Origin of the sequence: Pseudomonas sp. S09G 359 (assembly GCF_002843605.1) — a bacterium.
Taxonomy (GTDB): domain Bacteria; phylum Pseudomonadota; class Gammaproteobacteria; order Pseudomonadales; family Pseudomonadaceae; genus Aquipseudomonas.
The window spans coordinates 4,612,633-4,636,908 of the sequence record NZ_CP025263.1; the positions used below are offsets into that span (position 1 = coordinate 4,612,633).

The window sequence follows — 24,276 nt, forward strand, 5'->3', positions numbered from 1 at the left end:
GTTCAGCCCCGCCGACTGGCGCGCTGGCTGCGATAGGTGTCAAGGACCACGGCAATCACGATCACGGCACCGGTGATGATGCGCTTGGTGGGCTCCGTGGCACCGATCTGTGCCAGGCCAGCGGCCAATACCGAAATAATCAATACCCCGAAGAACGTGCTGATCACCGAACCGCGCCCGCCCATCAAGCTGGTGCCGCCGATCACCACCGCCGCAATCACTTGCAGCTCCAGGCCGGAGCCGGCATTCGGGTCGGCGGCTTCCAAGCGCGAGATCTGGAACAGTGCTGCTACACCAGCGAGCAGCCCCATCAGGCTGAACACCAGGATCTTGTAGGGCTTGGGGTTGATCCCGGCGAGGCGCACGGCCTCTTCGTTGGTGCCGATACCGATCAGGTAACGGCCGAACACCGTACGGGTGAGTACCAACTGCGCGGCGATGATCACCAGCAGGGCAATGATGAACGACGGCGAAATGCCGAAGGCAATCGGGTTGGACAGCCAGGCAAACGAATCACCGATATAGGCAGTGCGCGAGCCGGTCATCTGATACGCCACGCCACGGGCCATTTCCAGCACGCCCAGGGACACGATAAACGATGGAATCCGCCACGCCACGGTGATCGAGCCGGTAATGGTACCGGCCAGCGCCGCGCAGCCCATGCCCAGCACAGCCGCCGGCAATACGCTCCAGCCCCAGCTCAGAATTGCCACGCTGACGGCCGAGGCTGCCAGCGCCAGCACCGAGCCCACCGACAGGTCGATGCCACCGATGATCAGGATGAAGGTCATGCCCACCGCCAGCACCATCAGGTCCGGGATCTGGTTGGCCAGGGTGCTGAAGGTGTCATAGGACAGGAAGTGGTCGCTGAGCACCGAGAACAGCGCAATCATCGCCAACAGCGCACCCGCCAGCCCCAGGTAGGTGCCCAGGCCGTAGAAGTTGCCGCCAGTTTTACCGGGGGAAGTTGTTGTTTTCATGGGGTATCCCTAAGCACTGCGTCGTTGAGCAGCGCATCACGTTTCTGATAGCCAGCAAAGGCGGCAGCGAGCAATTCATCCTGGGTCCAGCTGTCACGCTCGAAGGTCTCGATCAGGCGCCCGGCGGACAACACGCCGATGCGGTCACAGATCAGCATGAGCTCACGCAGGTCGCTGGACACCACCACCAGTGCTTTGCCCTGGCGGGTCAACTCGCCGAGCAAGGCATAAATATCGAACTTGGCCCCCACGTCGATGCCGCGCGTGGGCTCGTCGAACAGCATTACCGAGCAATCACGCTCCAGCCAACGGCCGATCACGACTTTCTGCTGGTTGCCGCCGGACAGCTCGGACACCAATTGCGCCGGGCTGGAACTGCGAATGCGCATGGCGTCGATCTGACGCTTGGCCAAGGCAGTTTCATCACGACTGTTAACCACGCCGCCGCCGGAGATTTCCGGCATGTTACCCAGGGCAATATTGGCGCTGATCGACTGGGTCAGCAGCAGGCCTTCACCCTTGCGGTCTTCAGTGATCAAGGCGATGCCGTGACCCACGGCGTCGACTGGCGAGCGAATGCTTACCACTTGGGCCGGCGAGCCCAGGGCAACGGTGCCACTGTCGGCAAGGTCGGCGCCAAAGATCAGGCGCAGCAGCTCGGTGCGACCGGCGCCGATCAGGCCAGAGATGCCGTAGATCTCACCGGCACGTACTTCAAAGGACACGTCGCGAACCTTGTCCGAACGGGTCAGGCCCTTCACCGTCAGGGCCGGGCCGCCGATGCTGCGCGGGCCGAGGTCCATGTGTTCGCCCAGCTCGCGGCCGACCATCAAGGTCACCAGTTGCTCGCTGTTGTAATTGGCCATCGGCTCGACGCAGACCAGCTTGCCGTCACGCAGTACCGCAATGCGTTGGGCAACACGGGCCAGTTCTTCGAGCCGGTGCGAAATATAAATGATCGCCACGCCTCGGGCCTGCAGGCGGGTGATTTGTTCAAACAGCATCTCGACTTCACGGGCAGTGAGCATCGCCGTGGGTTCATCGAGGATCAATACGTGGCAGTCGCCGATCAGGTTACGGGCAATCTCGACCATTTGCTGATGCCCGATACCCAGGCTGCCGACCAGGGTGTCCGGGTCGATGGCGTCCAGGCCGACCTGGGCCATGGCCTCGATCGCCGCTTTGCGCAATTGCTTGCGGCTGATCCAGCCACCGTGGTTCGGCAGGTTATCCAGGAACAGGTTTTCGGCCACGGTCAGCGTTGGCAGCAGGTTAAGTTCCTGCATGACCATACGCACGCCCAACTGCTCAGCCTGGGTGCGGCTGCCTGGGCGGTAGTCCTGGCCGTTGAACTGCATGTGCCCGGTAGTCGGCGTGACCAGCCCGCCGATGATCTTCGACAAGGTACTTTTGCCTGCACCGTTTTCGCCGGTGAGCGCCAGCACTTCCCCGCGATTGAGCGTGAGGGTGATGTCGGACAAAACCGGTTGGGCATAGGTCTTACCGATACCGCTGACCGAGAGGACAGCGTTCGGGGCGGAAGATGACATAGGAAAATCTCCAGGCGCCCGCTCAGGACGAGCGGGCGCTGTTGGGTGCAGCCAGGATTACTTCTTGAGGACGAGTTCGACCGGGGTTTCGATCACGCCATCCTGGGCATCGACTTTCTCACCCTTGACCAGCTTGAGCGCGTTCTGGATACCGAACACCGCTTGCTGGGCCGCGGCCTGGTCGGCAGTCGCCAGCACGCGGCCATCCTGCAGCATAGGCTTGATGGCTTCGATATTGTCGTAGCCCACTACCAGGACTTTGCCGGCCTTGCCCGCCGCACGCACGGCGGAGACAGCGCCCAGGGCCATGTTGTCGTTACCGGCCAACAATGCCTTGAGATCCGGGTATTCGCTCAGCATGGCGGACGCCACTTTCTGGCCCTGGTCGATTTCCCAGTTGCCGGATTGGGTGGAGACGATCTTCATGCCGGCAGCATCCATCGCATCCTTATAGCCTGCGGTGCGCTGCTGGGCATTGGTGGTGGTCGGCACGCCTTCGATGATGCCAACTTTGTCACCGGCAGCCAGCTGCTTGGCCAGGTAGTCGCCCACCAGCTTGGAGCCTTTGCGGTTGTCGGGGCCTACGAAGGGGATGTCGAGGTTTTTGCTTTTCAGCACGCCTGGGTCCAGGCGGTTATCGATGTTGACGACCTTGATGCCGGCATCGGAGGCTTTCTTCAACACCGTAACGAGCGCCTTGGAGTCAGCCGGGGCGATGACGATAGCGTTGACCTTGGCGAGGATCATCTGGTTGACGATATCAATCTGCGCACTGGTATCGGTTTCGTTCTTGATCCCGTTGGTGATCATGTCGAAATCGGCGGCGTGGTCTTTCTGGTACGCCTTGGCACCGTCTTGCATGGTGACGAAAAATTCGTTGGCGAGGGATTTCATGACCAGGCCGACCTTGGGTTTGGCGGCCTCATCAGCAAATGCAGAAGAGAGAGGTAAAGCGGCGGATGCGGCAGCAAGCACAGCGACAGCAAGAAGACGTCCAGCGAATGGCAGCTTCATGGGTTCACTCCGATCTTATGATTATTGTGAGCAACGCTTGCGCTCGTGAAACATCTCGCAAACGTTTGCGTTATTCAAACTATGAGAACCTTGTCGAGATTTGTCAACGGTAGAAAACAGCCTTTCATCCAAGCCCTGTAGCCCTCCCTGCCCCCAGCCTCATGCGCCGAGGTGATTAAACATCGCACTCCCGCAGTCGTTCTCTAAAACGACAGCTGTGAAGCCTCCGCCACTGGCGCCTCACGAGAATCCCGTAAGAGTTTTCGGACAACCGAACGAAAAACTACTCCATTGTTCGGAAAGCCGGACAGAAACCTTCGCGAACAGTTTATATGCACATTTAAAATTGTTTTAAATCAATGAGTTAATTCGTAAACGCTAACACCCTGAGCTTGGTACAAATCCTGCTCTTTCTCAGCACCTCGAGCGTTCAGAACCGCCCGGGTGTTCTAGATGAACCTGCTACAGCACTCATCAAAAACCAGAGAGAAAAATAATGAAATCTGCACTGAAGACTTTTGTTCCGGGCGCGTTGGCCCTCCTGCTGCTGTTCCCCGTTGCCGCCCAGGCAAAGGACGTTGAAACCAAGACCAAGCTCTCCAACGTGGTGATCCTCGCCACGGGCGGCACCATTGCCGGCGCTGGCGCCAGCGCAGCCAACAGTGCCACTTACCAGGCGGCCAAAGTCGGCATCGAGCAATTGATCGCCGGTGTTCCTGAGCTTAGCCAGATCGCCAATGTGCGCGGCGAGCAAGTGATGCAAATTGCGTCCGAAAGCATCAACAACGAAAACCTGCTGCAACTGGGTCGTCGCGTCGCCGAACTGGCTGACAGCAAGGACGTGGACGGCATCGTGATCACCCACGGCACCGACACCCTGGAAGAAACCGCCTACTTCCTGAACCTGGTGGAAAAAACCGACAAGCCCATCGTGGTCGTCGGCTCCATGCGCCCAGGCACCGCCATGTCGGCGGACGGCATGCTCAACCTGTACAACGCCGTGGCCGTGGCCGGCAGCAAAGACGCACGCGGCAAAGGCGTGCTGGTGACCATGAACGACGAGATCCAGTCGGGTCGCGACGTCAGCAAGATGATCAACATCAAGACCGAAGCGTTCAAGAGCCCATGGGGCCCATTGGGCATGGTGGTTGAAGGCAAATCCTATTGGTTCCGCCTGCCTGCCAAGCGTCACACCATGGATTCCGAGTTCGACATCAAGAACATCAAGAGCCTGCCGGATGTTGAAATTGCCTACGGCTACGGCAACGTGAGTGACACCGCCTACAAGGCCCTGGCCCAGGCTGGCGCCAAAGCCATTATCCATGCCGGCACCGGCAATGGTTCGGTGTCGTCCAAGGTAGTCCCTGCCCTGGTGGAATTGCGCAAGCAAGGCGTGCAGATCATTCGCTCTTCCCACGTGAATGCCGGCGGCATGGTGCTGCGCAATGCCGAACAGCCTGACGACAAGTACGACTGGGTCGCTGCCCTCGACCTGAACCCACAGAAAGCCCGCATCCTGGCAATGGTCGCCCTGACCAAGACCCAAGACAGCAAAGAGCTGCAACGGATGTTCTGGGAATACTGATTCCTGGTGACACCTCGGCAGGGGCGGACTTTCCCGCCCCTGCCCTCCCCGCAACGCCTCCGATAGCCCCCCCTTCGCCCTACACCAAACTGCCTGAATCGCTGTCAGACGAACTTGTTGAAATTTAAGCAGTTGCGAAATCGCCCACAGTTAAATACTGTATGTGCGTACAGCTTATTAAGGAATACTCCGTGGCAAAGTCCTCTTCCGCAGCGCCAACCCCGCCTGATGCCTACGCACGCCTGGCGATTCGTGTGCAAAAGATCATCAATTCGACCAACGCCCAAAAAGCCAAGGCAGCCTTGATCTTCCGCTTGCCGGACGAACCGGAGGATGAATGGGCGCGCTTGCTGGAAGAAATCGCCGAGAACGACAACGTCACCCTCGCCTATCGGGACGATGGCGGCGTGCAGATTTTCTGGGTTGTGCCGAAGGAAGATTGACTCGATGTATGTCCGTTTTATCGCGGTGTGCTGCCTGTTATTTGCCGTCACCGCTCACGCCCAGGCGCCTCGCACATTCAGCGAAGCCAAGAAGATCGCCTGGAAACTTTATGCCCCACAATCCACCGAGTTCTATTGCGGCTGCAAATACACCGGCAACCGCATAGACCTGAAAGCCTGTGGTTACATCCCGCGCAAAAACGCCAGCCGCGCCGCGCGTATCGAGTGGGAGCACATTGTTCCGGCCTGGCAGATCGGGCATCAGCGCCAGTGCTGGCAGAACGGTGGGCGCAAGAACTGCACGCGCCATGATGACGTATTCAAGCGCGCCGAAGCGGACCTGCACAACCTGGTGCCGAGCATCGGCGAGGTCAATGGTGACCGTAGCAATTTCAGTTTTGGCTGGCTGCCAGTGCAAAGCGGTCAGTACGGTTCATGCCTGACCCAGGTGGACTTCAAGGCCAAGAAGGTCATGCCACGCCCGTCCATCCGTGGAATGATCGCGCGCACCTATTTCTACATGAGCAAGCGGTATGGCTTGCGCCTGTCCAAGCAAGATCGCCAGCTGTACGAAGCCTGGAACAAGACCTACCCGGTGCAGACATGGGAGCGTCAGCGCAACCAGACCGTTGCATGCGTGATGGGGGCTGGCAATGAGTTTGTCGGGCCGGTAGACCTGAAAGCCTGCGGTTGAAAATGGGCGGAGCTGCCGCCCATTCAGCTCGTTACTGCGCGACGTTGTGCTCGATGATCTCCGACACGGTGTCGGTTTTCTTGGCTCGCGCCATCTTTTCGTTCAGCAGCGTCTGCTTGGCCTCGGCCTCGGCCTTGGTTGCAAAAGGCCCCAACAGCACTTCGTCCTTGCCGTCTGTTTTCACGATATAAAAATTGAAACCATGTTCGAGCAGCCACGCCGTAAGGTCGGTGATTGCCTGCAACTTGTGGTCCGGCGGGCCAACCCGAATATCCCATTCCTGGGCGGCAATCGCGCCGGTTTGTGGCTGGCTTTCGGTCACGGCAGGCCTGGCCTTGGGGGCGTCGACCGGTTTACCTTCACCGCAACCGGCCAATGCCAACACCGCAATTGCCATCGCTACTTTACGCACAGCCCTGCTCCTTTAAGGATAAAGAGGCAACTTTATCATTCACTGTCTATTCTGGCCGTCATAAACGTTGGCTTAAACAATGCGAATGATGTATCGCAGACCTGTATGATGCCGCCATGGGAATTAATGCCGCCTCTATGCGTCCTAAAAGAGGCAGTCACAGGGAAGCGCTTAGCAGTAAGCTACACACATCTGACATCTGCCCTGTCTGAAACATGTGTCCTTAAAAGTAATCAAGGAGAAGTCCATGCTTATACTCACCCGCAAAGTCGGTGAAAGCATAAACATCGGTGATGACATCACGATCACCATCCTGGGCGTCAGCGGCCAGCAAGTACGAATCGGCATCAACGCACCTAAGGATGTTGCCGTGCATCGCGAGGAGATCTACCAGCGCATCCAGGCCGGCCTGACTGCTCCGGACAAAAACCAGACGCCTTGAAGCACCTCAGTAGCCAGCCCTTTCGTTCACTGTAACGGCTGGCGAAAACCCTTCGAACTGCTCCTGTAGTTTGTTGCATGATCGAGGTCGTTAATGTGTTCATCTTCGCGCCAAGATGAAACTGCTTTAACGCCCGGAACTTGTCGCACCCTTCGCAGCCAAATCATCTGACCGATACCTTGCCATCCGAGTGCGCTCAGGAGCACGTCGATGAGGCCTACCACTGCGCAGCCGTTTACCTCCATGTCCTGGACGATCACGCTATTGATCGGGCTGGTCTTTGTGGGGTTGGAATATGGCCTGATGCTTGAAATCGAAGGTACGGGTTTCGCCAGCCGCCATTCCTGGCTGGATCTGGCGTTCGTGCTGGGTGGCTACTTGTTTATGTTCTGCCTTAAACCCATCCAGAAGGCCATACAGCGTAAAATGTGCCGGAAAATAGCTCACAAGGCAGCCCGTTGACGGCCAACTATTGGCTAACAGATCGCCGGTATTTACACCGTCGCAACACCGCCTATGCTTTGCTTTGCCCAGTCACACAATGGTGCTGAAGCAGATGGACACCCTGACTAAAACCCAAATCGAATCTGAGCTGGCAGCCCGCCTGCCCAGCTACAAAGTCGACTGTACATTGCATGCCGACGGCACCCTCTCGGCGGTGCTCAGTGGGCCGGAAACCGACCATTTCGCAATTACCGGGATCGTGCGTGCGCATTATCGCGGTGCCGAAGCAATTGCTCGACTGGCGAATGAAATTCTCAGGGAGATGGTGCTGTCACGCCAGGGAATGAGGAATGATCGGATACACCCGCCGCCCTCTTCCGACCCTTGCGAACAAGGCCGAGACCGCTAGCAGACTCGGCTTTTTCCTGTCAGCCCAACGCGCTGTGCACGCACAGCAAGCCATCATTTGTGCGCTGCGCCCGTAATTGTTCATACCCGTCAATCGAAGGGTGTTCAGTGAGCATGGGCTTGAGGTGTGTGGATGTCACCACCATCACATCCGCCCCGGCCGCCTCTGCGGCACGAATACCCACCGGCGCATCTTCAAAGACCAGGCAGTCCTGCACCGGCACGCCCAGGCGCTGTGCCCCCAGTACATAACAGGCGGGGTCCGGCTTGCCGACGGCGACATCCTCAGCGGTAACCAGCACCGCCGGCGGCGTGATACCGGCCGCTTGCAGTCGACGCAGCGCCAGTTCCCGGGGCGCCGAGGTGACCAACGCCCATTGAGCGCCGGGCAAGCTGTTCAGAAAGGCAACGGCCCCATCAATCGCGACCACACCCTCTACGTCATTCAGCTCAGCCTCGGTAATCCACTGCGCCTCGACCTCAGGGTCGACGCCGGGCAGTGCCTGGCGCGTGATGGTATCGATCGCGCGGGCGCCGTGAATAGTGGTCAGAAAAGCCGCCACATCCAGGCCATGGCGTTCAGCCCAGATACCCCACACCCGCTCGGCAGCCGCAATGGAGTTGAGCAGAGTGCCGTCCATATCGAACAGAAAGGCGCGGTAACCGCGGGCAAAGATGGCTGAACCTCGGATGGACACTGCGGGGGTTCCTCGTGGGCTGTAACAAGTAATGGGCACGATGCAATCTACGGATCGCCTCGGCGCTTGTAAACGCTGCCAATCAATCGATTGCATTACAGCTTTGTAATCAAGCTGTAAGTCTGGAGCCCCGCCTCACTTCATACAGTGGAGTCGTCAGTCACCCACACCGGTTGACGCCACTTCTCACTGATGAAAAGGGTCCACCCATGAAACCTGCAAGCAAACTCTGCCTGATCGCCGCCAGCCTGCTGATGCTGGGCACCGGCACCGCCATGGCCGCTACCGTCGCCCCCATCAAAGCCAATAACGTGGTGTTGGTGCATGGCTCCTGGGCGGACGGGTCGAGCTGGTCCGAGGTCATCACCCGCCTCCAGGCCGCTGGCCTGCACGTGACCGCCGTGCAAAACCCGCTGACTTCGGTCGCCGACGATGTTGCCGCCACCAACCGCGTGCTGGACCAACAGGACGGCCCTACGGTGCTGGTCGGCCATTCCTACGCGGGTAGCGTGGTAAGCGACGCCGGGGTCAACCCGAAAGTCAGTTCACTGGTGTACGTGGCCGCTCGTGCACCGGACGCCAATGAAGACTTTGTCGCACTCTCGGCCAAGTACCCGACCATGCCTGTGCGCGCTGGCGTGGAAGATCACGACGGGTACCTCACGCTGAGCCAGGACGCGTTCCTCAAGTACTTCGCCGCCGACGTCCCCCACGCCAAGGCGCTTGAGCTGTACGCGGTGCAGCAACCCATCACCAAGACCCTGTTCAGCGGCCGCACCGTGAATGCCGCCTGGCACACCAAGCCGTCCTGGTACGCCGTATCGACCAATGACCAGACCATCAACCCGGATCTGGAACGCTTCCTCGCCAAGCGCATGCACGCCAGCACCATCGAACTGCCATCGAGCCACTTGTCGCTGGTTTCCCACGCCAAGGAAATCACCGACCTGATCCTCGAAGCGTCCGGCCGCCAGCCTTAAGCCGCTGCATTACAAACTTGTCATCAACCTGTTGGTTGGCTGTTCGGGGCGCCTGGTTACTGTGAATTCACTGCCACGACCGGGCAGCCAACCCTTAAAGAGAGATACCGCCATGAAACTGTTTATCTTCGGCTTTGCCGCGTTGTTTGCTACTGGTTCCGTGTTTGCTGGCGAACCCGTGATCCACGATAAAACCGGCTTTTTCGTACACCTGGATGTCGCCAAGGTACTGTCCAGCACCGACACCTACGGCCAGTGCGGCATTGTCCCGGCGCAACTCAACTACCTCGACAGCCAGGGCCGCGAACACGTGCTGGACTACCAGGTGCAAGGCATGGGTTGCGCCAGTGACAATTGATCCGGCTACACTTGCGCCACGTATTGAGACAGGGCACTTGCCATGAACATCCTCGTAGTCGAAGACGAACCCAAGGCCGGCAATTACCTGCTTAACGGCCTGCAGGAACTGGGTTACTCCGTGAGCCTGGCCCGGGATGGCGTGGACGGGTTGCACCAAGCGCTGGAAACACCGTTCGACGTGATCGTGCTGGATGTGATGATGCCGAAAATGGACGGCTGGGAAGTGCTGCGCCGCCTGCGCAAGGAAGCTGATACACCGGTGCTTTTTCTCACTGCCCGCGATGACATTGCCGACCGCATCAAGGGCCTCGAACTGGGCGCCGATGATTACCTGATCAAGCCCTTCTCCTTCGCCGAACTGGTCGCGCGCCTGCGCACCCTGACCCGCCGCGGCCCAAGCCGGGAAGAGGAACAACTGCAGATCGCCGATTTGCACATCGACGTGCTCAAACGCCGCGTCACCCGCGCCGGTACACGCATCACCCTGACCAACAAGGAATTCGCCTTGCTGCACCTGTTCGCCACGCACCAGGACCAGGTGCTGTCCCGTTCGCTGATCGCGTCGCGGGTGTGGGACATGAACTTCGACAGCGACACCAACGTGGTGGACGTGGCCGTGCGGCGCCTGCGCCTGAAAATCGACGACCCGTTCCAGCTCAAACTGATCCACAGCGTGCGGGGCATCGGCTACCGCTTCGATACCCAGCCATGAGCCACCGCCGCCACTATTCGCTGACCCTGCGCCTGGCGCTGATCTTCGCCTTGTTGGCGTTCGCCCTGCTGGCCACCCTGGGCGTGGCGCTTTACCGCGAGCTTGAGCGCGAACTGATCAAGCGTGATGACGCCGCGCTGATCTATCGCGCCGACCAATTGCGCAACCTGCTCAACGACAGCAACACCCTGGACTTGATCAAGACCAAGCCGGAGCTGTTTCAAAACATGTTGGGCAACAGCGAATCAGTGCTGAGCATCGCCGCGCCCGGGCAGAAGCCGTTGCTACTGGTGAACCCGGGCAATATTGAAATGCCCTCGGTGCCGCCCGTTCCCAAAGACCATGAGCTGGGCTTTGCCGACGTGCACCATTTGCCCGGCATCAATGGCGTGCCCTTCGCCACCGTGGCCGCGTCCATCGACTCCGGTGACCTGGGTAGCCTGCAAGTCACCACCGGGCGCCTGATGACTGAGCGCACCGCCATGCTCGCCAGCTATCGCTTGAGTGTGTTTTTCCTCGCCAGCATCGCTGCGGTCATCCTCGCGGTGGTGAGTTACCTGCTGGTACACCGTGGCCTGGTGCCGCTGCGGCGCCTGGCCGCGCACACCCAAGGCATTGGCGTGGGCAACCTGGCGGAGCGTCTCGACAGTCGCGGCGCACCCAAAGAGCTGCTGCCGATGATCGACTCTTTCAACACGATGCTCGAACGCCTGGCCAAGGGGTTTGTGCAACTGGGCCAAGTGTCCACCGACATGGCCCACGAATTGCGCACACCGATCAATAACCTGCTGGGTGAAACCCAGGTCGCCCTGCAACAGCAGCGCAGCATCGAGAGCTATCAGCAACTGCTGGCGTCCAACGTCGAAGAGCTGGAGCGCCTGGCGCGGATGCTCGACAACATGCTGTTCCTGGCCCGCACCGACCCGGCCAGCGCCTTGCGCCAACGCCAGGAACTCAGTGCCGCCGATGAAGTAGAACGCATCGCCGACTACTTTGAAGGCTTGGCGAGCGATGTGGATATCCGCATTCAGGCCGAGGGCGAAGGCGTGATCTGGGCCGAACCGATGTTGCTGCGCCGGGCCCTGGCCAACCTGTGCGCCAACGCCATCAAATATGGCGCACCGCGCTCAGAACTGGTGATCCAGGCGGTTCCGGATACCGAGGGTATCTACCTGAAGGTGAGCAACCAAGGTGAAACCATTGCAGCCGAGCACCTGCCGCGCCTGTTCGAGCGCTTTTATCGGGTGGATGAGTCTCGGGAACGTTCGGCCCAGTCCAACGGGTTGGGCCTGTCAATCGTGGCGACCATCATGCAGTTACATAACGGGCGCTATGGTGTGAGCAGCGAGGCCGGGGTGACGTGTTTCGAGTTGTTCTTCCCACGGAGGGAAGACTGAGCAGCCAACTCCTGGTGTTATTTTGCAAAGGTTTACCTGTGCCCACAGACCCGAACTCGCTCTATCTTTGCGCTGAACATCCCGTCTCAAGGCTGAGTCGGCAAACGCAAATAAGGAGACTCATGCGTGGAAATACACCTAGGTGTACTGGAAAAGGGGCTGGCGGAAATGAAAGAGAAGCTGATCGCCGTTTCGAGCAGGGCAGATTCCATGGAAAAGCACTTTGCAACAAAGGCGGATCTTACGACCACCGAAGTTAACCTGATCAAATGGTACGTGGCGACGGCATTCGCCATGACCGGCCTGGCCTGCGCCATCACCTTCGGGCTCACCCGACTGTTTGCGACCTGAGGCGGCTTAGGCAGGTCAGCTGACCTGCCCACCCGTTTCTGCTACATCCACGCAGGTTTGCCAAGCTGTCAGCACAGCCACCCGTAACCCATCGACAAGGGTGGCCAGCGCCATCGAAGGCTGCCCCGAAACAACCACCTGTTCCGGCAGGTACGGCACATGGATAAACCCGCTGCGCACGCCCGTGGTGGCCAGTGCGTGCTGCAACAGGTAAAACACCTGGTTGCACACAAAGGTACCCGCTGTCTGCGAAACCGAAGCTCCGATCCCCGCCTCGCGCACGGCCTTGACCATCGCCTTGATCGGCAGCGTCGTGAAGTAAGCCGCCGGGCCGTCGGCCACCACGGGCGTATCGACCGGCTGCGCGCCCAGGTTGTCGGGGATGCGCGCGTCATTCACGTTTATCGCCACGCGCTCGAAGGAAATCACACTGCGCCCCGGCCCCAACCCGGTGGCAATCACCATGGCAGGTTGCAACTCATCGATCAGCCGGGTCAGGCACTCGCCCACCGTGGCAAACGCACAGGGCAGTTGGCGCGCCACTACCTGCAGATCAGCGGCCAATTGCACGCCATCCAACTGGCGAACCGCCTCCCAGGAGGGGTTTATCAGGTCTTGATCAAAGGGCTCGAACCCTGTCAGCAGTACGGTTTGCATCTTGGCCTCACATCAACAGGTAAAGCAGCACAATATTGACCACCAGCATCATCAACGCGGTCGGCAACTGGGCCTTGATCACCGCGTTCTTGTCTGGCAACTCCAGCAATGCCGCCGGTACGATATTGAAGTTGGCGGCCATCGGCGTCATCAGCGTGCCGCAGTAACCCGAGAACATGCCGATCGCCGCCATGACGGCCGGGTTACCCCCGTAGATCCCCACCAACACCGGCACACCGACACCGCCAGTCATCACCGGGAACGCCGCGAAACCATTGCCCATGATCACCGTAAACAGTGCCATGCCCAACACATAGACCATCACCGCAACCAGCTTGAAATCCAGGTTGATATAGGTGGTGGTGACGTGCGCCACAGCCGTGCCAACTCCAGCTTCGTTGAACAGCAGGCCCAGCATCGCCAGCATCTGCGGCAACACCATGGCCCAGCCCAAGGCTTCGGTCAGGCGTCGAGATTCGCGCAAGGCCTGCACCGGCGTGTCACGGGTCAACCAGCACGCCAGGCCAAGGGCAATCAGGCAACCAATGCCGAGGGAGACGAAGGTGGTGTTTTTCGGGTCCAGCAGCGGTACGCCGCCGATCTCGGTGTGCTTGAGCAATACCGAGCCGATCACCGTGGTCAGCGGGATGGCCAACGCCGGGATGAACAGTTTATGCCCCAGGCGCCCGGCACTGGCGCGGGCAGCCTTGTCATGCAGTTCGGCATGCTTGCCACGGCCGACACCGCCGAAACCGGCAATCAACGCCATCACGACCACGCCCGCACCGATGGCCACCGAGGGCAGGCGCTCGCCGACCAGGAACGGAATAGCGAACAGCAGCCAGAACAAGGCGCTCGACCAGCGTTTGGGATGGGTTCGGTCCAACAAGATCATGCCAGCAGTGATCAGCAACAAAACACCAGCCAGCCAGTACAAGTATTGAATGGAGATGATCATTGCGCAGCCTCCGCGGGAGTGGCGACGGGCATCATCTCGCGGGTCAGCCGCCGGTCGAATCGATGCAGGCGAATGGCGTGGATGATAAACGCGCAGATCGCCGTAGGAATGCCCCACACCGCAATGTGCAGCGGCTCCACATCAATCCCCGAGCCCAACAGGAAGGTGTGCATCAGCGCAATCGCACCAAAGGCGACGAAAATGTCCTCACCAAAAAACAACCCGACGTTGTCGGTGGCGGCACACATGGCCAGCACCTTGTGGCGCAGCTTGTCCGGCAGTTTCCCGTAGCGTTTTTCCGCTGCGCCCTCGGCCATCGGTGCCAGCAGCGGGCGCACCATCTGCGGATGCCCGCCCAGGCTGGTCAAGCCCATCGCGGCCGTGGATTCGCGCACAAACAGATACATGATCAGCAAGCGCCCCACCGTGGCACGCTCAAACCGCGCAATCCAGTTCTGCGCATGCAGGCGCAGGCCATGGCGCTCGAGCAAGCCGATGACCGCCAGAGGCAACAACAGAATCAATTGCAGGGCACGGGTTTGAAGGAAACCATCACCCATGGTGGCGAGGATTTTTTCCAGCGGGAAGTGGGCGGCGAACCCGGTGGCGATAGCGGCGGCGGTGACCACCAACAACGGATTGAAGCGCAAAACAAAGCCAACCACGATCACAAGTACGCCGATCAACGGCCATAAGTTCACAACAGTTTGCATGGCGGAAAGGTCCTTTGGTGCGCGCTGCGGCGCCATTACAGCAGGATGTGAACAAAAGGCTCACAGCAGGAAGTGGCGTGCAGTCGGCTCGGTTTTTTTATTGTTGACCCGGAAGGTCGAGCGTCAGTGGCGGCAACTTTGCTGCCTGGGGGCGGGAGGTGTCCAACAAGAAAAATTGTTGCTGCGGACCAATAAATTTTGTGGGGGATTGAAGGGGGGAGCCTGACACGAGGCGCGTATCTGGGCGATGTCGGTTTATAGCGTGCGGGGCGGGAGCGCCCCGCGCGTCATACCAAGCGCTTCTGGAAAAAATGCCGCTGATGGCCCGGAGGGTAATCGGCGATATGCCCAAACTCACTGAAGCCCAGCTTTCGATAAAACCCAGGGGCCTGGAAGCTGAACGTGTCCAGCCAGATCCCCGTGCAACCCTTTTGCCGAGCCAACGCTTCAGCCGCATTCATCAAGCGGGTACCCGTGCCTTGAGTACGCAGCGCGTCTGGAATGCTCAGTAGCTCGATAAACATCCACCCATAGTAAATCTTTCCATACAGACCACCGACCACCTCTTGGGTGATGGGATCACGCAGTAAAATCCCGACGGTTTCAAACCCCATTGCGCCGGTGTGGCTGAGGTTATACGCCCGCAATGGCTTGCGGATCGCCTCGAGCTCGTGTTCGGATACGTTGAACGACACTTCCATTTCCATCACCAACTCCATCTCCATGCGCTGCGTTAAACATCGCCCAGTATGGCTGTATAAATGCAAAAAGGGCCAACCCCGCGGTTGACCCTCCTGCCACACACCTGCCTTCGTTAAAGCTGTTTGGCGGTCTGCCGCGACACTTCCTGAAGGTTCTCCTCGGTGATTTTCTTCCAGTCCTTTTCCATCACCACCTGCATGCTCTGGTTTTGCAGGGTAACCACGTCAAACGTCTTCGCCCCTGGTGCTTCGATACGCAGAAGCGATTTGCTGCTGACGTCAACAGTGAAGAAACCCGGAGTAAACCACGACCAGAATTCGACGATATGCACCTTCACCTTAGTATCAGCAGCACTTGGTTCGGTGACGACTTCATAGCCCGCTTGCTGGTAGGCCGAGGCTACCGACTGATTGACCAATTGCGAAAGGGTGCGGCCTGACGGTAACAACACATCGCCGAGCGCCATGCCGTAGCCATTACGCTTGCGGGCGATAGCGCGCTCGGTAATGGATTTATCGGTGACTTCGTCATTTTTCAGCGATGGCGTTGCCGGGCTACGCGGGCTTATCTGGAAGACCCGCTCATCCACCGTACTGATCAACACCTTCTTGCCATTGCTCGCAGTAGCCGGCACGTTTCCCGGCGGTACAAAGTTGACCTCAACCTCCGACCGGCTGGTGACACACCCCGCCAGCATCATCAACGCCGCAATCCCCACCGCTAAACGAACACGCATACCAACACTCCCTATCGCCATCATGGCTCGACCGGATATCGGCCGAAGGCAATTGTACAGAGATGATGGCATTTCGGCATCGCCGACATTTTAATCAAAAAGCCTGCCCCGACACGTGTACGTTCCAGCCTGAACCGGTATCGTCAAAGGCCAGCGACCTTATCGGAACAAGGGGCAGCACCGGTGACCTCTCCCGCCACACCCACCGCCGAAACCGGCCTCAACCTGCACACTCGGCTGATCGCCCTGGTGGTCGCCGTGACCTTCTTCATGGAGAACCTCGACGCCACGGTCATCGCCACCGCGCTGCCGACCATGGCGACGGCCTTCGGCGTAACCCCGGTGGACATGAACATCGGCATCACCGCCTATATTCTCGCCGTGGCGATCTTCATACCGCTGTCCAGCTGGGTCGCAGACCGCTTTGGTGCGCGCCGGGTATTTGCCGGCGCGATCGTCGTGTTCACCCTCGCCTCGCTGCTCTGCGGGCTCAGCCAAAGCCTCGAGATGTTCGTGTTCGCCCGGGTGCTGCAAGGCATCGGTGGGGCGCTGATGGTGCCCGTGGGACGCCTGGCGGTGCTGCGCAATACGGATAAGAAAGACTTGGTCAAGATGATCGCGATCATCACCTGGCCCGGCCTGGTAGCGCCGATTCTCGGGCCATTGGCCGGTGGGCTGATCGTCACCCATGCCTCGTGGCCGTGGATCTTCTATGTGAACCTGCCGCTGGGCCTGTTGGCGTTGCTCGCCGCTTTGTGGCTGGTGCCTGAAGGCCGTGAAGCGCAGGTGCGCAGGTTCGACGCAAAGGGTTTTGTACTGCTGGCAGGTGCGTGCGTGGCGCTGTTGGGCGGTCTTGAGTGGCTGGGCAGCAGGGCCGACGAAATGCTCATCCCGGGCCTTGCGCTGGTCGCGGCGGGCATCGTGCTGGCGGTATGGGCCGTGCACCATTGCCGGCACCACACCGAGCCGTTGTTGCCGCTGGAAACCCTGTCCATCAATACCTTCCGCGTGAGTATTTATGGGGGCTCGCTGTTTCGCCTGGCCATCAGTGCCTTACCGTTTCTACTGCCGTTGCTGTTTCAGGTCGCCTTTGGTTTATCCCCGGTGGATGCGGGCTTACTGGTGCTCGCGGTATTTGCCGGCAACCTGGCGATGAAACCCTTCACCACTGCCATCATGCAGCGCTACGGTTTTCGTAAGGTGTTGCTGGTGAATGGGGTGATTGGCGTGGTGTCGATTGCGGCGTGTGCACTGTTTACCGCACAAACACCCTTTGCGCTGATCGCAGCCGTGTTGTTTGTGGGCGGGTTGTCACGTTCGATGCAGTTTACCTGCTACAACTCGATCGGCTTCGCGGACGTGCCCAAACCACGCATGAGCGAGGCATCGGCGCTGTTCAGCATGTCGTTCCAGCTGGCCATGGGGATGGGTGTGACGGTTGCGGCGCTGTTGCTGCGGGCGTCCATGAGCGTGCAGGGGCACGAAATTCAGGCGCAGGCGGCGGATTTCCGCGTGGCGTTTGTCGGGGTCGCGTTACTGGGGGTGTTGGCGCTGGTGGATGTGTATCGGTTGCCGGCGGCCGCCGGGGAGAGTGTGCTGACGCGCGGCTGAGCGCAGCGCTCGATGCATCAACACACTCCTCGATGAATCAGGCGGTGGTGCTGACCATAGAGCCCGTGCTGCTGTTGCCCTCATCAGTCACGGCTTTCAACAAGGCCGACGTCACGGTCTGCAAGGCCGCTGAGGTGCTCGCGATCTGCGATTGAGCCGCCGCTACCGCGACTGCCTTAGCGTCTGGGTCCTGGGTGCCAGACTGGGCTTTTTGCAACGCTTGTTGCTGCTGCTGAAGCAGTTGCTGCAACTGTTCAATCTGCTTTTTCAGCTGCTTGACAGTCTCGGAGTCCTGCTTGAGCGGCGCCTCGCCACCGCCTACACCACCGGCACCCTCAGCGCCGGCGTTCATATTGACCTTCAAGCCATCTGCGCTGCTGGTGCTGCTGGTGCTATCGGTTGTGGTGGAATCAACCGGGGCGGCAACGCTTTGACTGCTGGATACAGCGGGAGGATTGCTAATATTGATGAGCATTGCCATAGGTCCGATGCCGAAAGAGTACTGACTGCATCGGCTTGACTGCCAGTTACTTTAGTCGGGGTTTTGCAAAGCCTGGCAAATCGCAGGCAACAAAAAAGGGCCCACCTTTCGGTGAGCCCTTCTAGACCGCCCAGCAGAGCGGATTTTGTTTGGTAGGCGCGATTGGACTCGAACCAACGACCCCCACCATGTCAAGGTGGTGCTCTAACCAACTGAGCTACGTGCCTGCTGTGAGGCGGCATTCTACGGAATTATGGAGGGGTGTCAACCTCTTTTTTGCAGCTAACCCTATGAATATGCGAATTATTTATTTTCGGCCGGCGCATTGGCTTTTTGCGAGTGGCTGGCAGGCAATTTTTAACTCAGGTAGGATCGGGGCACTCGTAAAAAATATAAAACAGAGGTTCCAGGATGGCGAACACCCCCTACCCCCAGTCGTATTACGCCGCTTCCGCGAATGCCGTTCCACCGCGCCCCATGCTGCAAGGCGAGGTCGAAACCGATGTGTGCGTGATTGGTGCCGGCTATACCGGCCTGTCCAGCGCGCTGTTTTTGCTGGAGAACGGTTTTCGCGTGACGGTACTGGAAGCCGCCAAAGTGGGCTTTGGTGCGTCTGGCCGCAATGGTGGGCAGATCGTCAACAGTTATAGCCGCGATATCGATGTAATCGAGCGCAGTGTCGGCCCCCAACAGGCGCAACTGCTCGGGCAGATGGCGTTTGAGGGTGGCAGGATCATCCGCGAGCGGGTCGCCAAATATCAGATCCAGTGCGACTTGAAGGATGGCGGCGTGTTCGCGGCGCTCAACAACAAGCATATGGGCCATCTGGAATCACAGAAGCGCCTGTGGGAGCGCTACGGCCATACCCAGCTGGAACTGCTGGACGAGCGCCGTATCCGCGAGGTGGTGGCGTGTGACAACTATGTCGGCGGCCTGCTGGACATGAGCGGCGGGCACATTCACCCACTCAACCTGGCGCTGGGCGAAGCGGCGGCCGTGGAGTCGCTGGGCGGCACAATCTACGAGCAATCGGCGGCGGTGCGCATCGAGCGCGGCGCCAACCCGGTGGTGCATACCGCCGAGGGCAAGGTCAGGGCCAAGTTCATCATCGTCGCGGGGAATGCCTACCTGGGTAACCTGGTGCCGGAACTGGCGGCCAAATCGATGCCGTGCGGCACCCAAGTCATCACCACGGCGCCGTTGGGCGATGAACTGGCCAAGACCCTGCTACCGCAGGACTACTGCGTCGAAGACTGCAACTACCTGCTCGACTACTACCGACTCACTGGCGACAAGCGCCTGATCTTCGGCGGCGGCGTCGTGTATGGCGCGCGCGACCCGGCCAACATCGAGGCGATCATCCGGCCTAAGATGCTCAAGGCCTTCCCGCAGCTCAAGGATGTGAAAATCGACTACGCCTGGACCGGCAATTTCCTACTGACCTTGTCGCGCCTGCCGCAGGTGGGTCGCCTGGGCGACAACATCTACTATTCTCAGGGCTGCAGCGGCCACGGCGTGACGTACACGCACCTGGCAGGCAAGGTATTGGCAGAGGCGCTTCGAGGCCAGGCAGAACGCTTTGACGCGTTTGCCGACCTGCCGCACTATCCGTTCCCGGGCGGCCAATTGCTGCGCACACCCTTTGCGGCGCTGGGCGCCTGGTATTACGGGTTGCGGGACAAGTTGGGGTTCTGACAACAGGGTAAGAACCGGTTCGCCGGTTCTTACCATCGATTTTCCAAATCGCAGAAACAAAAAACCCCGGTCTTTCGACCAGGGTCTTTGCTATCGGATCAAAGTAGCCAAAGGCTTGCTTTGTGCTTCAAGGCGTTCAGTGGGCCTTGAGGCAGATATGGCGCAGCGGACGGGACTCGAACCCGCGACCCCCGGCGTGACAGGCCGGTATTCTAACCGACTGAACTACCGCTGCGTATCGCTTGACCGGCTGAGCGTAAACCCTCAACCGTCTTTAAACATCTGATCGATCAGCCTGGGCTGTTCAATCTCAAGCCCGACGAATCGGACATGGAAAATATGGCGCAGCGGACGGGACTCGAACCCGCGACCCCCGGCGTGACAGGCCGGTATTCTAACCGACTGAACTACCGCTGCGCGTCGGTGCAACCTTTAACGTAGCGTCTTGCCCTAGGGCAAAACTCTCAAGAAGTGGTGGGTGATGACGGGATCGAACCGCCGACCCTCTGCTTGTAAGGCAGATGCTCTCCCAGCTGAGCTAATCACCCTTTGCTTCGTTGAGGCCGCGAAATTTACGCAGGTAACGGACCTAAGTCAATAGCCTGCTTGAAGTTTTTCTGAAAAAGACAAAATTGCTTCAAGACGGCCGCCGGCCCTACTCGCTGTAAATCATCTTCTTGCTCATGCCGCCGTCCACCACAAACTCTTGCCCCGTGACGAACCCCGCCTGGCGCGACAACAACCACGCCACCATCGCCGCCACGTCCTCCACCGTACCCACCCTGCCCGCCGGGTGCTGGGCATGATCGGTATCGCTCAGCGGCTCGGCACGCCGTGCAGCAGGGTCACGCGCATCGATCCAGCCTGGGCTCACGGCATTCACTCGCACCTCCGGCCCAAGACTGATCGCCAACGCGTGCGTCAGGGCCAGCAGCCCACCCTTGCTCGCCGCGTAGGCCTCGGTGTCCGGCTCCGATTGACGGGCCCGGGTCGACGCCAGGTTGACGATCGCCCCGCCGTGGGCGCGCAGGTACGGCGCACAGTGCTTGGCCAGCAACATAGGCCCGCTGAGGTTCACCGCCAACACACGATTCCAGTAGGCCAGGTCGAGGCTTTCCAGGGTGGTATTGCGCGGGTCGGCCACCGCCGCGTTGCACACCAGCGCATCCAGGCGGCCAAATTGCCCCAGGACCTCGGCGACACCTTGGGCGACCTGTTTCTCATCAGCCACATCCATGCTGATAAACCAGGCGTTGTCACCCAGCACCTTGGACACCTTGGAACCGCGCTCGCGGTCCAGGTCAGTCAACACCACCTGCCAGCCTTCACTGATCAGCCACGCCGCAATCCCGAGGCCAATGCCGCGCGCCGCGCCAGTCACCAGCGCAACGCGACCGTTAGTGGCCGCTGCAGCCTCCATGGACCACTCGATCACAAGGCCGCCAACCCGCGAGCCAGGTCAGCCTGCAAATCGGCCACATCTTCCAGGCCGACGGCGATGCGGATCAGGCTGTCGCGGATACCCGCGGCTTCCCGCTCCTGTGGCGCCAGACGGCCATGGGACGTGGTGCTCGGGTGGGTAATGGTGGTCTTGCTGTCGCCCAGGTTGGCGGTGATGGAGATCAGGCGCGTGGCATCGATAAAGCGCCAGGCGCCGTCTTTGCCGCCCTTCACTTCGAAACTCACCACCGCACCGAAACCACGCTGCTGGCGCTGGGCCAATTCGTGCTGCGGGTGGCTCTTGAGGCCGGCGTAATGCACCTTCTCGATACCGTCCTGCTGCTCCAGCCACTCGGCCAGGGCCTGGGCATTGGCGCAATGGGCCTTCATGCGCAGGCTGAGGGTTTCCAGGCCTTTGAGGAAAATCCAGGCATTGAACGGGCTCAGGGTCGGGCCGGCGGTACGCAGGAAGCCGACGATTTCTTTCATCTGCTCGCTACGGCCCGCCACGACGCCGCCCATGCAACGACCCTGGCCGTCGATGAACTTGGTCGCCGAGTGCACCACGACGTCTGCGCCCAGCTTCAATGGCTGCTGCAATGCCGGGGTGCAGAAGCAGTTGTCGACCACCAGCATCGCGCCCTTGGCGTGAGCCACTTCGGACAACGCGGCGATATCCACCAGCTCGGCCAACGGATTGGATGGCGACTCGACGAACAGCAACTTGGTATTGGCCTTGATCGCCGCATCCCAACCGGACAGGTCCGCCAGGGGCACGTAATCCACTTCGATACCGAAGCGCTTGAAGTACTTCTCGAACAGGCTGATGGTGGAGCCGAACACGCTGCGCGACACCAGCACGTGGTCGCCAGCGCTGCACAGGCTCATCACCACCGCCAGGATGGCCGCCATGCCAGTGGCCGTGGCCACCGCTTGCTCAGCGCCCTCCAGGGCGGCGATGCGCTCCTCAAAGGCGCGCACGGTCGGGTTGGTATAGCGCGAATACACGTTGCCCGGCACTTCACCGGCAAACCGCGCAGCGGCGTCGGCGGCGGTGCGGAACACATAGCTGGAAGTGAAGAACATCGGGTCACCGTGTTCGCCTTCCGGCGTGCGGTGCTGGCCGGCACGCACAGCCAGGGTATCGAAAGCTACGCCATCGAGGTCGCTGTCCAACCGACCGGCATCCCATTCCTGACTCATGCTGCCACTCCTTACTCAATTCTTTATTTAAGATACAAAACCGGCCCCTCAGGGCCGGTGTTTACTCAGTTGTTGTACAGATCGATGATCGCGCTGACCGCCTGGGTCTTGATCTTCGAGGAGTCGTTACGCGCCTGCTCGATCTTGTTCAGGTAGGCCTCATCAACGTCCCCGGTCACGTACTTGCCGTCAAACACGGCGCAGTCGAACTCGGCGATCTTGATTTTGCCACCGCCAACCGCTTCGATCAGGTCCGGCAGGTCCTGGTAGATCAGCCAATCAGCGCCGATCAGGTCGGCAACGTCCTGGGTCGACCGGTTGTGGGCGATCAGTTCGTGGGCGCTCGGCATGTCGATACCGTACACGTTCGGGTAACGCACGGCAGGCGCAGCGGAACAGAAGTACACGTTCTTCGCACCGGCCTCGCGGGCCATCTGGATGATCTGCTTGCAGGTGGTGCCACGTACGATGGAGTCATCCACCAGCATCACGTTCTTGCCGCGAAATTCCAGCTCGATCGCGTTGAGCTTCTGGCGCACCGACTTCTTGCGCGCAGCCTGGCCCGGCATGATGAAGGTACGGCCGATGTAGCGGTTCTTCACGAAGCCTTCGCGGAACTTGACGCCCAAGTGGTTGGCCAGTTCCAGTGCAGCGGTACGACTGGTGTCCGGGATCGGGATGACCACGTCGATGTCGTGCTCCGGGCGCTCACGCAGGATCTTCTCGGCGAGCTTCTCGCCCATGCGCAGACGCGCCTTGTACACCGAAACGCCGTCGATGATCGAATCCGGACGCGCCAGGTAGACGTGTTCGAAGATGCACGGGGTGAGTTTCGGCGCCACAGCGCACTGACGGGTGTGCAGCTTGCCGTCTTCGGTGATGTACACCGCTTCGCCCGGCGCGAGGTCGCGGATCAGGGTGAAGCCCAGCACGTCCAGGGACACGCTTTCGGAAGCGATCATGTACTCGACGCCTTCGTCAGTATGACGCTGGCCGAACACGATCGGGCGAATGCCATGCGGGTCGCGGAAACCGACGATACCGTAGCCGGTGATCATCGCCACGACAGCGTAACCACCGACGCAACGGTTGTGCACGTCGATCACGGCCGCGAACACGTCTTCTTCGGTCGGCTGCAGCTTGCCGCGCTGGGCCAGCTCGTGGGCGAACACGTTGAGCAACACTTCCGAGTCGGAACTGGTGTTGACGTGGCGCAGGTCAGATTCGTAAATCTCCTTGGCCAGCTGTTCAACGTTGGTCAGGTTACCGTTGTGCGCCAGGGTGATGCCGTAAGGCGAGTTGACGTAAAACGGTTGAGCTTCGGCCGAAGTCGAGCTACCGGCAGTCGGGTAACGCACATGGCCAATGCCCATGTGGCCGACCAGGCGCTGCATGTGACGCTGATGAAACACGTCACGCACCAGACCATTGTCCTTGCGCAGGAATAACCGGCCGTCGTGGCTGGTCACAATACCGGCAGCGTCCTGGCCGCGGTGCTGGAGGACGGTTAGCGCGTCATACAGCGCCTGATTGACGTTCGACTTACCGACGATACCGACGATGCCACACATGCGACGCAACCCCTACTTAATGAATCTTGACTGAACACA

Annotated in this window: 27 protein-coding genes and 4 tRNA genes; 13 read left to right on the forward strand and 18 right to left on the reverse strand. The window is 59.9% G+C overall.

Going from position 1 to position 24,276, the window contains the following annotated elements:
* Window positions 1-2: 2 nt before the first annotated feature.
* From CXQ82_RS20940 to CXQ82_RS20950, 3 genes are read right to left on the reverse strand one after another with little or no spacing between them, the layout of a single operon-like run.
* Window positions 3-980 (reverse strand): ABC transporter permease, encoded by a 978-nt coding sequence (locus tag CXQ82_RS20940; RefSeq protein WP_015884943.1) that lies wholly within the window; start codon window positions 978-980, stop codon window positions 3-5.
* Window positions 977-2,530 (reverse strand): sugar ABC transporter ATP-binding protein, encoded by a 1,554-nt coding sequence (locus CXQ82_RS20945; RefSeq protein WP_101272106.1) that lies wholly within the window; start codon window positions 2,528-2,530, stop codon window positions 977-979. Before CXQ82_RS20945 ends, CXQ82_RS20940 begins: the two co-directional genes overlap by 4 nt.
* A gap of 57 nt (window positions 2,531-2,587) precedes the next feature.
* Window positions 2,588-3,544: a sugar ABC transporter substrate-binding protein gene (locus CXQ82_RS20950; RefSeq protein ID WP_101272107.1), complete on the reverse strand. Its 957-nt coding sequence runs from the start codon at window positions 3,542-3,544 to the stop codon at window positions 2,588-2,590.
* 496 nt (window positions 3,545-4,040) lie between these two features.
* Here CXQ82_RS20950 and CXQ82_RS20955 point away from each other — a divergent pair, with 496 nt between their 5' ends.
* The 3 genes from CXQ82_RS20955 (at window position 4,041) to CXQ82_RS20965 (ending at window position 6,266) form a co-directional block, all read left to right on the forward strand.
* Window positions 4,041-5,129, forward strand: a complete 1,089-nt coding sequence (locus tag CXQ82_RS20955; RefSeq protein ID WP_101272108.1) for an asparaginase — start codon at window positions 4,041-4,043, stop codon at window positions 5,127-5,129.
* A gap of 191 nt (window positions 5,130-5,320) precedes the next feature.
* Window positions 5,321-5,572 carry a DUF1654 domain-containing protein gene (locus tag CXQ82_RS20960; protein WP_177409923.1) on the forward strand — a complete coding sequence of 84 codons (252 nt, stop codon included), beginning with the start codon at window positions 5,321-5,323 and terminating at the stop codon, window positions 5,570-5,572.
* A gap of 4 nt (window positions 5,573-5,576) precedes the next feature.
* On the forward strand, window positions 5,577-6,266 hold the full coding sequence (locus CXQ82_RS20965; RefSeq protein ID WP_101272110.1) for an endonuclease: 690 nt from the start codon (window positions 5,577-5,579) through the stop codon (window positions 6,264-6,266).
* A gap of 31 nt (window positions 6,267-6,297) precedes the next feature.
* Here the strand turns inward: CXQ82_RS20965 and CXQ82_RS20970 are convergent, their stop codons facing one another.
* Window positions 6,298-6,678: an SPOR domain-containing protein gene (locus tag CXQ82_RS20970; RefSeq protein WP_101272111.1), complete on the reverse strand. Its 381-nt coding sequence runs from the start codon at window positions 6,676-6,678 to the stop codon at window positions 6,298-6,300.
* A 247-nt stretch (window positions 6,679-6,925) separates the two neighbouring features.
* On the opposite strand from CXQ82_RS20970, the gene csrA reads away from it, so the two are divergent.
* The 3 genes from csrA (at window position 6,926) to CXQ82_RS20985 (ending at window position 7,973) form a co-directional block, all read left to right on the forward strand.
* The gene (csrA, locus tag CXQ82_RS20975) at window positions 6,926-7,120 is read left to right on the forward strand and encodes a carbon storage regulator CsrA (protein WP_003192511.1); all 195 of its coding nucleotides are present in this window, start codon (window positions 6,926-6,928) and stop codon (window positions 7,118-7,120) included.
* 210 nt (window positions 7,121-7,330) lie between these two features.
* Window positions 7,331-7,582: a hypothetical protein gene (locus CXQ82_RS20980; RefSeq protein ID WP_101272112.1), complete on the forward strand. Its 252-nt coding sequence runs from the start codon at window positions 7,331-7,333 to the stop codon at window positions 7,580-7,582.
* 94 nt (window positions 7,583-7,676) lie between these two features.
* Entirely contained in the window at window positions 7,677-7,973 is a 297-nt protein-coding gene (locus CXQ82_RS20985) for a hypothetical protein (protein WP_101272113.1), read from the forward strand.
* A 19-nt stretch (window positions 7,974-7,992) separates the two neighbouring features.
* Here the strand turns inward: CXQ82_RS20985 and CXQ82_RS20990 are convergent, their stop codons facing one another.
* Complete coding sequence (locus tag CXQ82_RS20990; protein WP_101272114.1) at window positions 7,993-8,670, reverse strand: HAD family hydrolase; 678 nt, start codon at window positions 8,668-8,670, stop codon at window positions 7,993-7,995.
* 209 nt (window positions 8,671-8,879) lie between these two features.
* Between CXQ82_RS20990 and CXQ82_RS20995 the strand changes: the two genes are divergently transcribed.
* From CXQ82_RS20995 to CXQ82_RS21015, 5 genes are all read left to right on the forward strand, one after another.
* A complete protein-coding gene (locus CXQ82_RS20995; RefSeq protein ID WP_101272115.1) occupies window positions 8,880-9,650 on the forward strand; it encodes an alpha/beta fold hydrolase in 771 nt (256 codons plus the stop codon).
* Between the two features lie 112 nt (window positions 9,651-9,762).
* Window positions 9,763-10,008 carry a DUF2790 domain-containing protein gene (locus tag CXQ82_RS21000; RefSeq protein ID WP_101272116.1) on the forward strand — a complete coding sequence of 82 codons (246 nt, stop codon included), beginning with the start codon at window positions 9,763-9,765 and terminating at the stop codon, window positions 10,006-10,008.
* Between the two features lie 42 nt (window positions 10,009-10,050).
* Complete coding sequence (locus CXQ82_RS21005) at window positions 10,051-10,722, forward strand: heavy metal response regulator transcription factor (protein ID WP_049712399.1); 672 nt, start codon at window positions 10,051-10,053, stop codon at window positions 10,720-10,722.
* A complete protein-coding gene (locus CXQ82_RS21010) occupies window positions 10,719-12,119 on the forward strand; it encodes a heavy metal sensor histidine kinase (protein ID WP_101272117.1) in 1,401 nt (466 codons plus the stop codon). Before CXQ82_RS21005 ends, CXQ82_RS21010 begins: the two co-directional genes overlap by 4 nt.
* 126 nt (window positions 12,120-12,245) lie before the next feature.
* Entirely contained in the window at window positions 12,246-12,470 is a 225-nt protein-coding gene (locus CXQ82_RS21015; RefSeq protein ID WP_101272118.1) for a hypothetical protein, read from the forward strand.
* A gap of 15 nt (window positions 12,471-12,485) precedes the next feature.
* Here CXQ82_RS21015 and pcp read toward each other — a convergent pair whose 3' ends face one another.
* From pcp to CXQ82_RS21040, 5 genes are all read right to left on the reverse strand, one after another.
* The gene (pcp, locus tag CXQ82_RS21020; RefSeq protein ID WP_101272119.1) at window positions 12,486-13,127 is read right to left on the reverse strand and encodes a pyroglutamyl-peptidase I; all 642 of its coding nucleotides are present in this window, start codon (window positions 13,125-13,127) and stop codon (window positions 12,486-12,488) included.
* 7 nt (window positions 13,128-13,134) lie between these two features.
* Window positions 13,135-14,085, reverse strand: a complete 951-nt coding sequence (locus CXQ82_RS21025; protein ID WP_101272120.1) for a DUF979 domain-containing protein — start codon at window positions 14,083-14,085, stop codon at window positions 13,135-13,137.
* Window positions 14,082-14,798, reverse strand: a complete 717-nt coding sequence (locus CXQ82_RS21030) for a DUF969 domain-containing protein (protein WP_101272121.1) — start codon at window positions 14,796-14,798, stop codon at window positions 14,082-14,084. Before CXQ82_RS21030 ends, CXQ82_RS21025 begins: the two co-directional genes overlap by 4 nt.
* Window positions 14,799-15,085: 287 nt before the next feature.
* A complete protein-coding gene (locus CXQ82_RS21035; RefSeq protein ID WP_256581948.1) occupies window positions 15,086-15,499 on the reverse strand; it encodes an N-acetyltransferase in 414 nt (137 codons plus the stop codon).
* Window positions 15,500-15,612: 113 nt separating this feature from the next.
* Window positions 15,613-16,236, reverse strand: coding sequence for a flagellar biosynthesis protein (locus tag CXQ82_RS21040; RefSeq protein ID WP_177409924.1), 624 nt, complete (start codon window positions 16,234-16,236; stop codon window positions 15,613-15,615).
* A gap of 183 nt (window positions 16,237-16,419) precedes the next feature.
* Here CXQ82_RS21040 and CXQ82_RS21045 point away from each other — a divergent pair, with 183 nt between their 5' ends.
* A complete protein-coding gene (locus tag CXQ82_RS21045) occupies window positions 16,420-17,847 on the forward strand; it encodes a DHA2 family efflux MFS transporter permease subunit (RefSeq protein WP_101272123.1) in 1,428 nt (475 codons plus the stop codon).
* Window positions 17,848-17,884: 37 nt separating this feature from the next.
* Here CXQ82_RS21045 and CXQ82_RS21050 read toward each other — a convergent pair whose 3' ends face one another.
* Together CXQ82_RS21050 and CXQ82_RS21055 are read right to left on the reverse strand one after the other, a co-directional pair.
* Window positions 17,885-18,322: a hypothetical protein gene (locus CXQ82_RS21050; RefSeq protein ID WP_101272124.1), complete on the reverse strand. Its 438-nt coding sequence runs from the start codon at window positions 18,320-18,322 to the stop codon at window positions 17,885-17,887.
* 156 nt (window positions 18,323-18,478) lie between these two features.
* Window positions 18,479-18,555: transfer RNA gene (locus tag CXQ82_RS21055), tRNA-Val, on the reverse strand.
* A 184-nt stretch (window positions 18,556-18,739) separates the two neighbouring features.
* Between CXQ82_RS21055 and CXQ82_RS21060 the strand changes: the two genes are divergently transcribed.
* Complete coding sequence (locus CXQ82_RS21060) at window positions 18,740-20,023, forward strand: FAD-binding oxidoreductase (protein WP_101272125.1); 1,284 nt, start codon at window positions 18,740-18,742, stop codon at window positions 20,021-20,023.
* A gap of 158 nt (window positions 20,024-20,181) precedes the next feature.
* On the opposite strand, the gene CXQ82_RS21065 is transcribed toward CXQ82_RS21060, so the two are convergent.
* The 6 genes from CXQ82_RS21065 to purF all read right to left on the reverse strand — a co-directional run bounded on the left by CXQ82_RS21065 (window position 20,182) and on the right by purF (window position 24,237).
* Window positions 20,182-20,258: transfer RNA gene (locus CXQ82_RS21065), tRNA-Asp, on the reverse strand.
* 105 nt (window positions 20,259-20,363) lie between these two features.
* Window positions 20,364-20,440: transfer RNA gene (locus CXQ82_RS21070), tRNA-Asp, on the reverse strand.
* Between the two features lie 55 nt (window positions 20,441-20,495).
* A tRNA-Val gene (locus CXQ82_RS21075) sits at window positions 20,496-20,571 on the reverse strand.
* A gap of 107 nt (window positions 20,572-20,678) precedes the next feature.
* Window positions 20,679-21,443 carry an SDR family oxidoreductase gene (locus CXQ82_RS21080; protein ID WP_101272126.1) on the reverse strand — a complete coding sequence of 255 codons (765 nt, stop codon included), beginning with the start codon at window positions 21,441-21,443 and terminating at the stop codon, window positions 20,679-20,681.
* An 11-nt stretch (window positions 21,444-21,454) separates the two neighbouring features.
* A complete protein-coding gene (locus tag CXQ82_RS21085) occupies window positions 21,455-22,666 on the reverse strand; it encodes an O-succinylhomoserine sulfhydrylase (protein WP_101272127.1) in 1,212 nt (403 codons plus the stop codon).
* Window positions 22,667-22,731: 65 nt separating this feature from the next.
* Entirely contained in the window at window positions 22,732-24,237 is a 1,506-nt protein-coding gene (gene purF, locus CXQ82_RS21090; RefSeq protein WP_065952922.1) for an amidophosphoribosyltransferase, read from the reverse strand.
* Window positions 24,238-24,276: the final 39 nt, after the last annotated feature.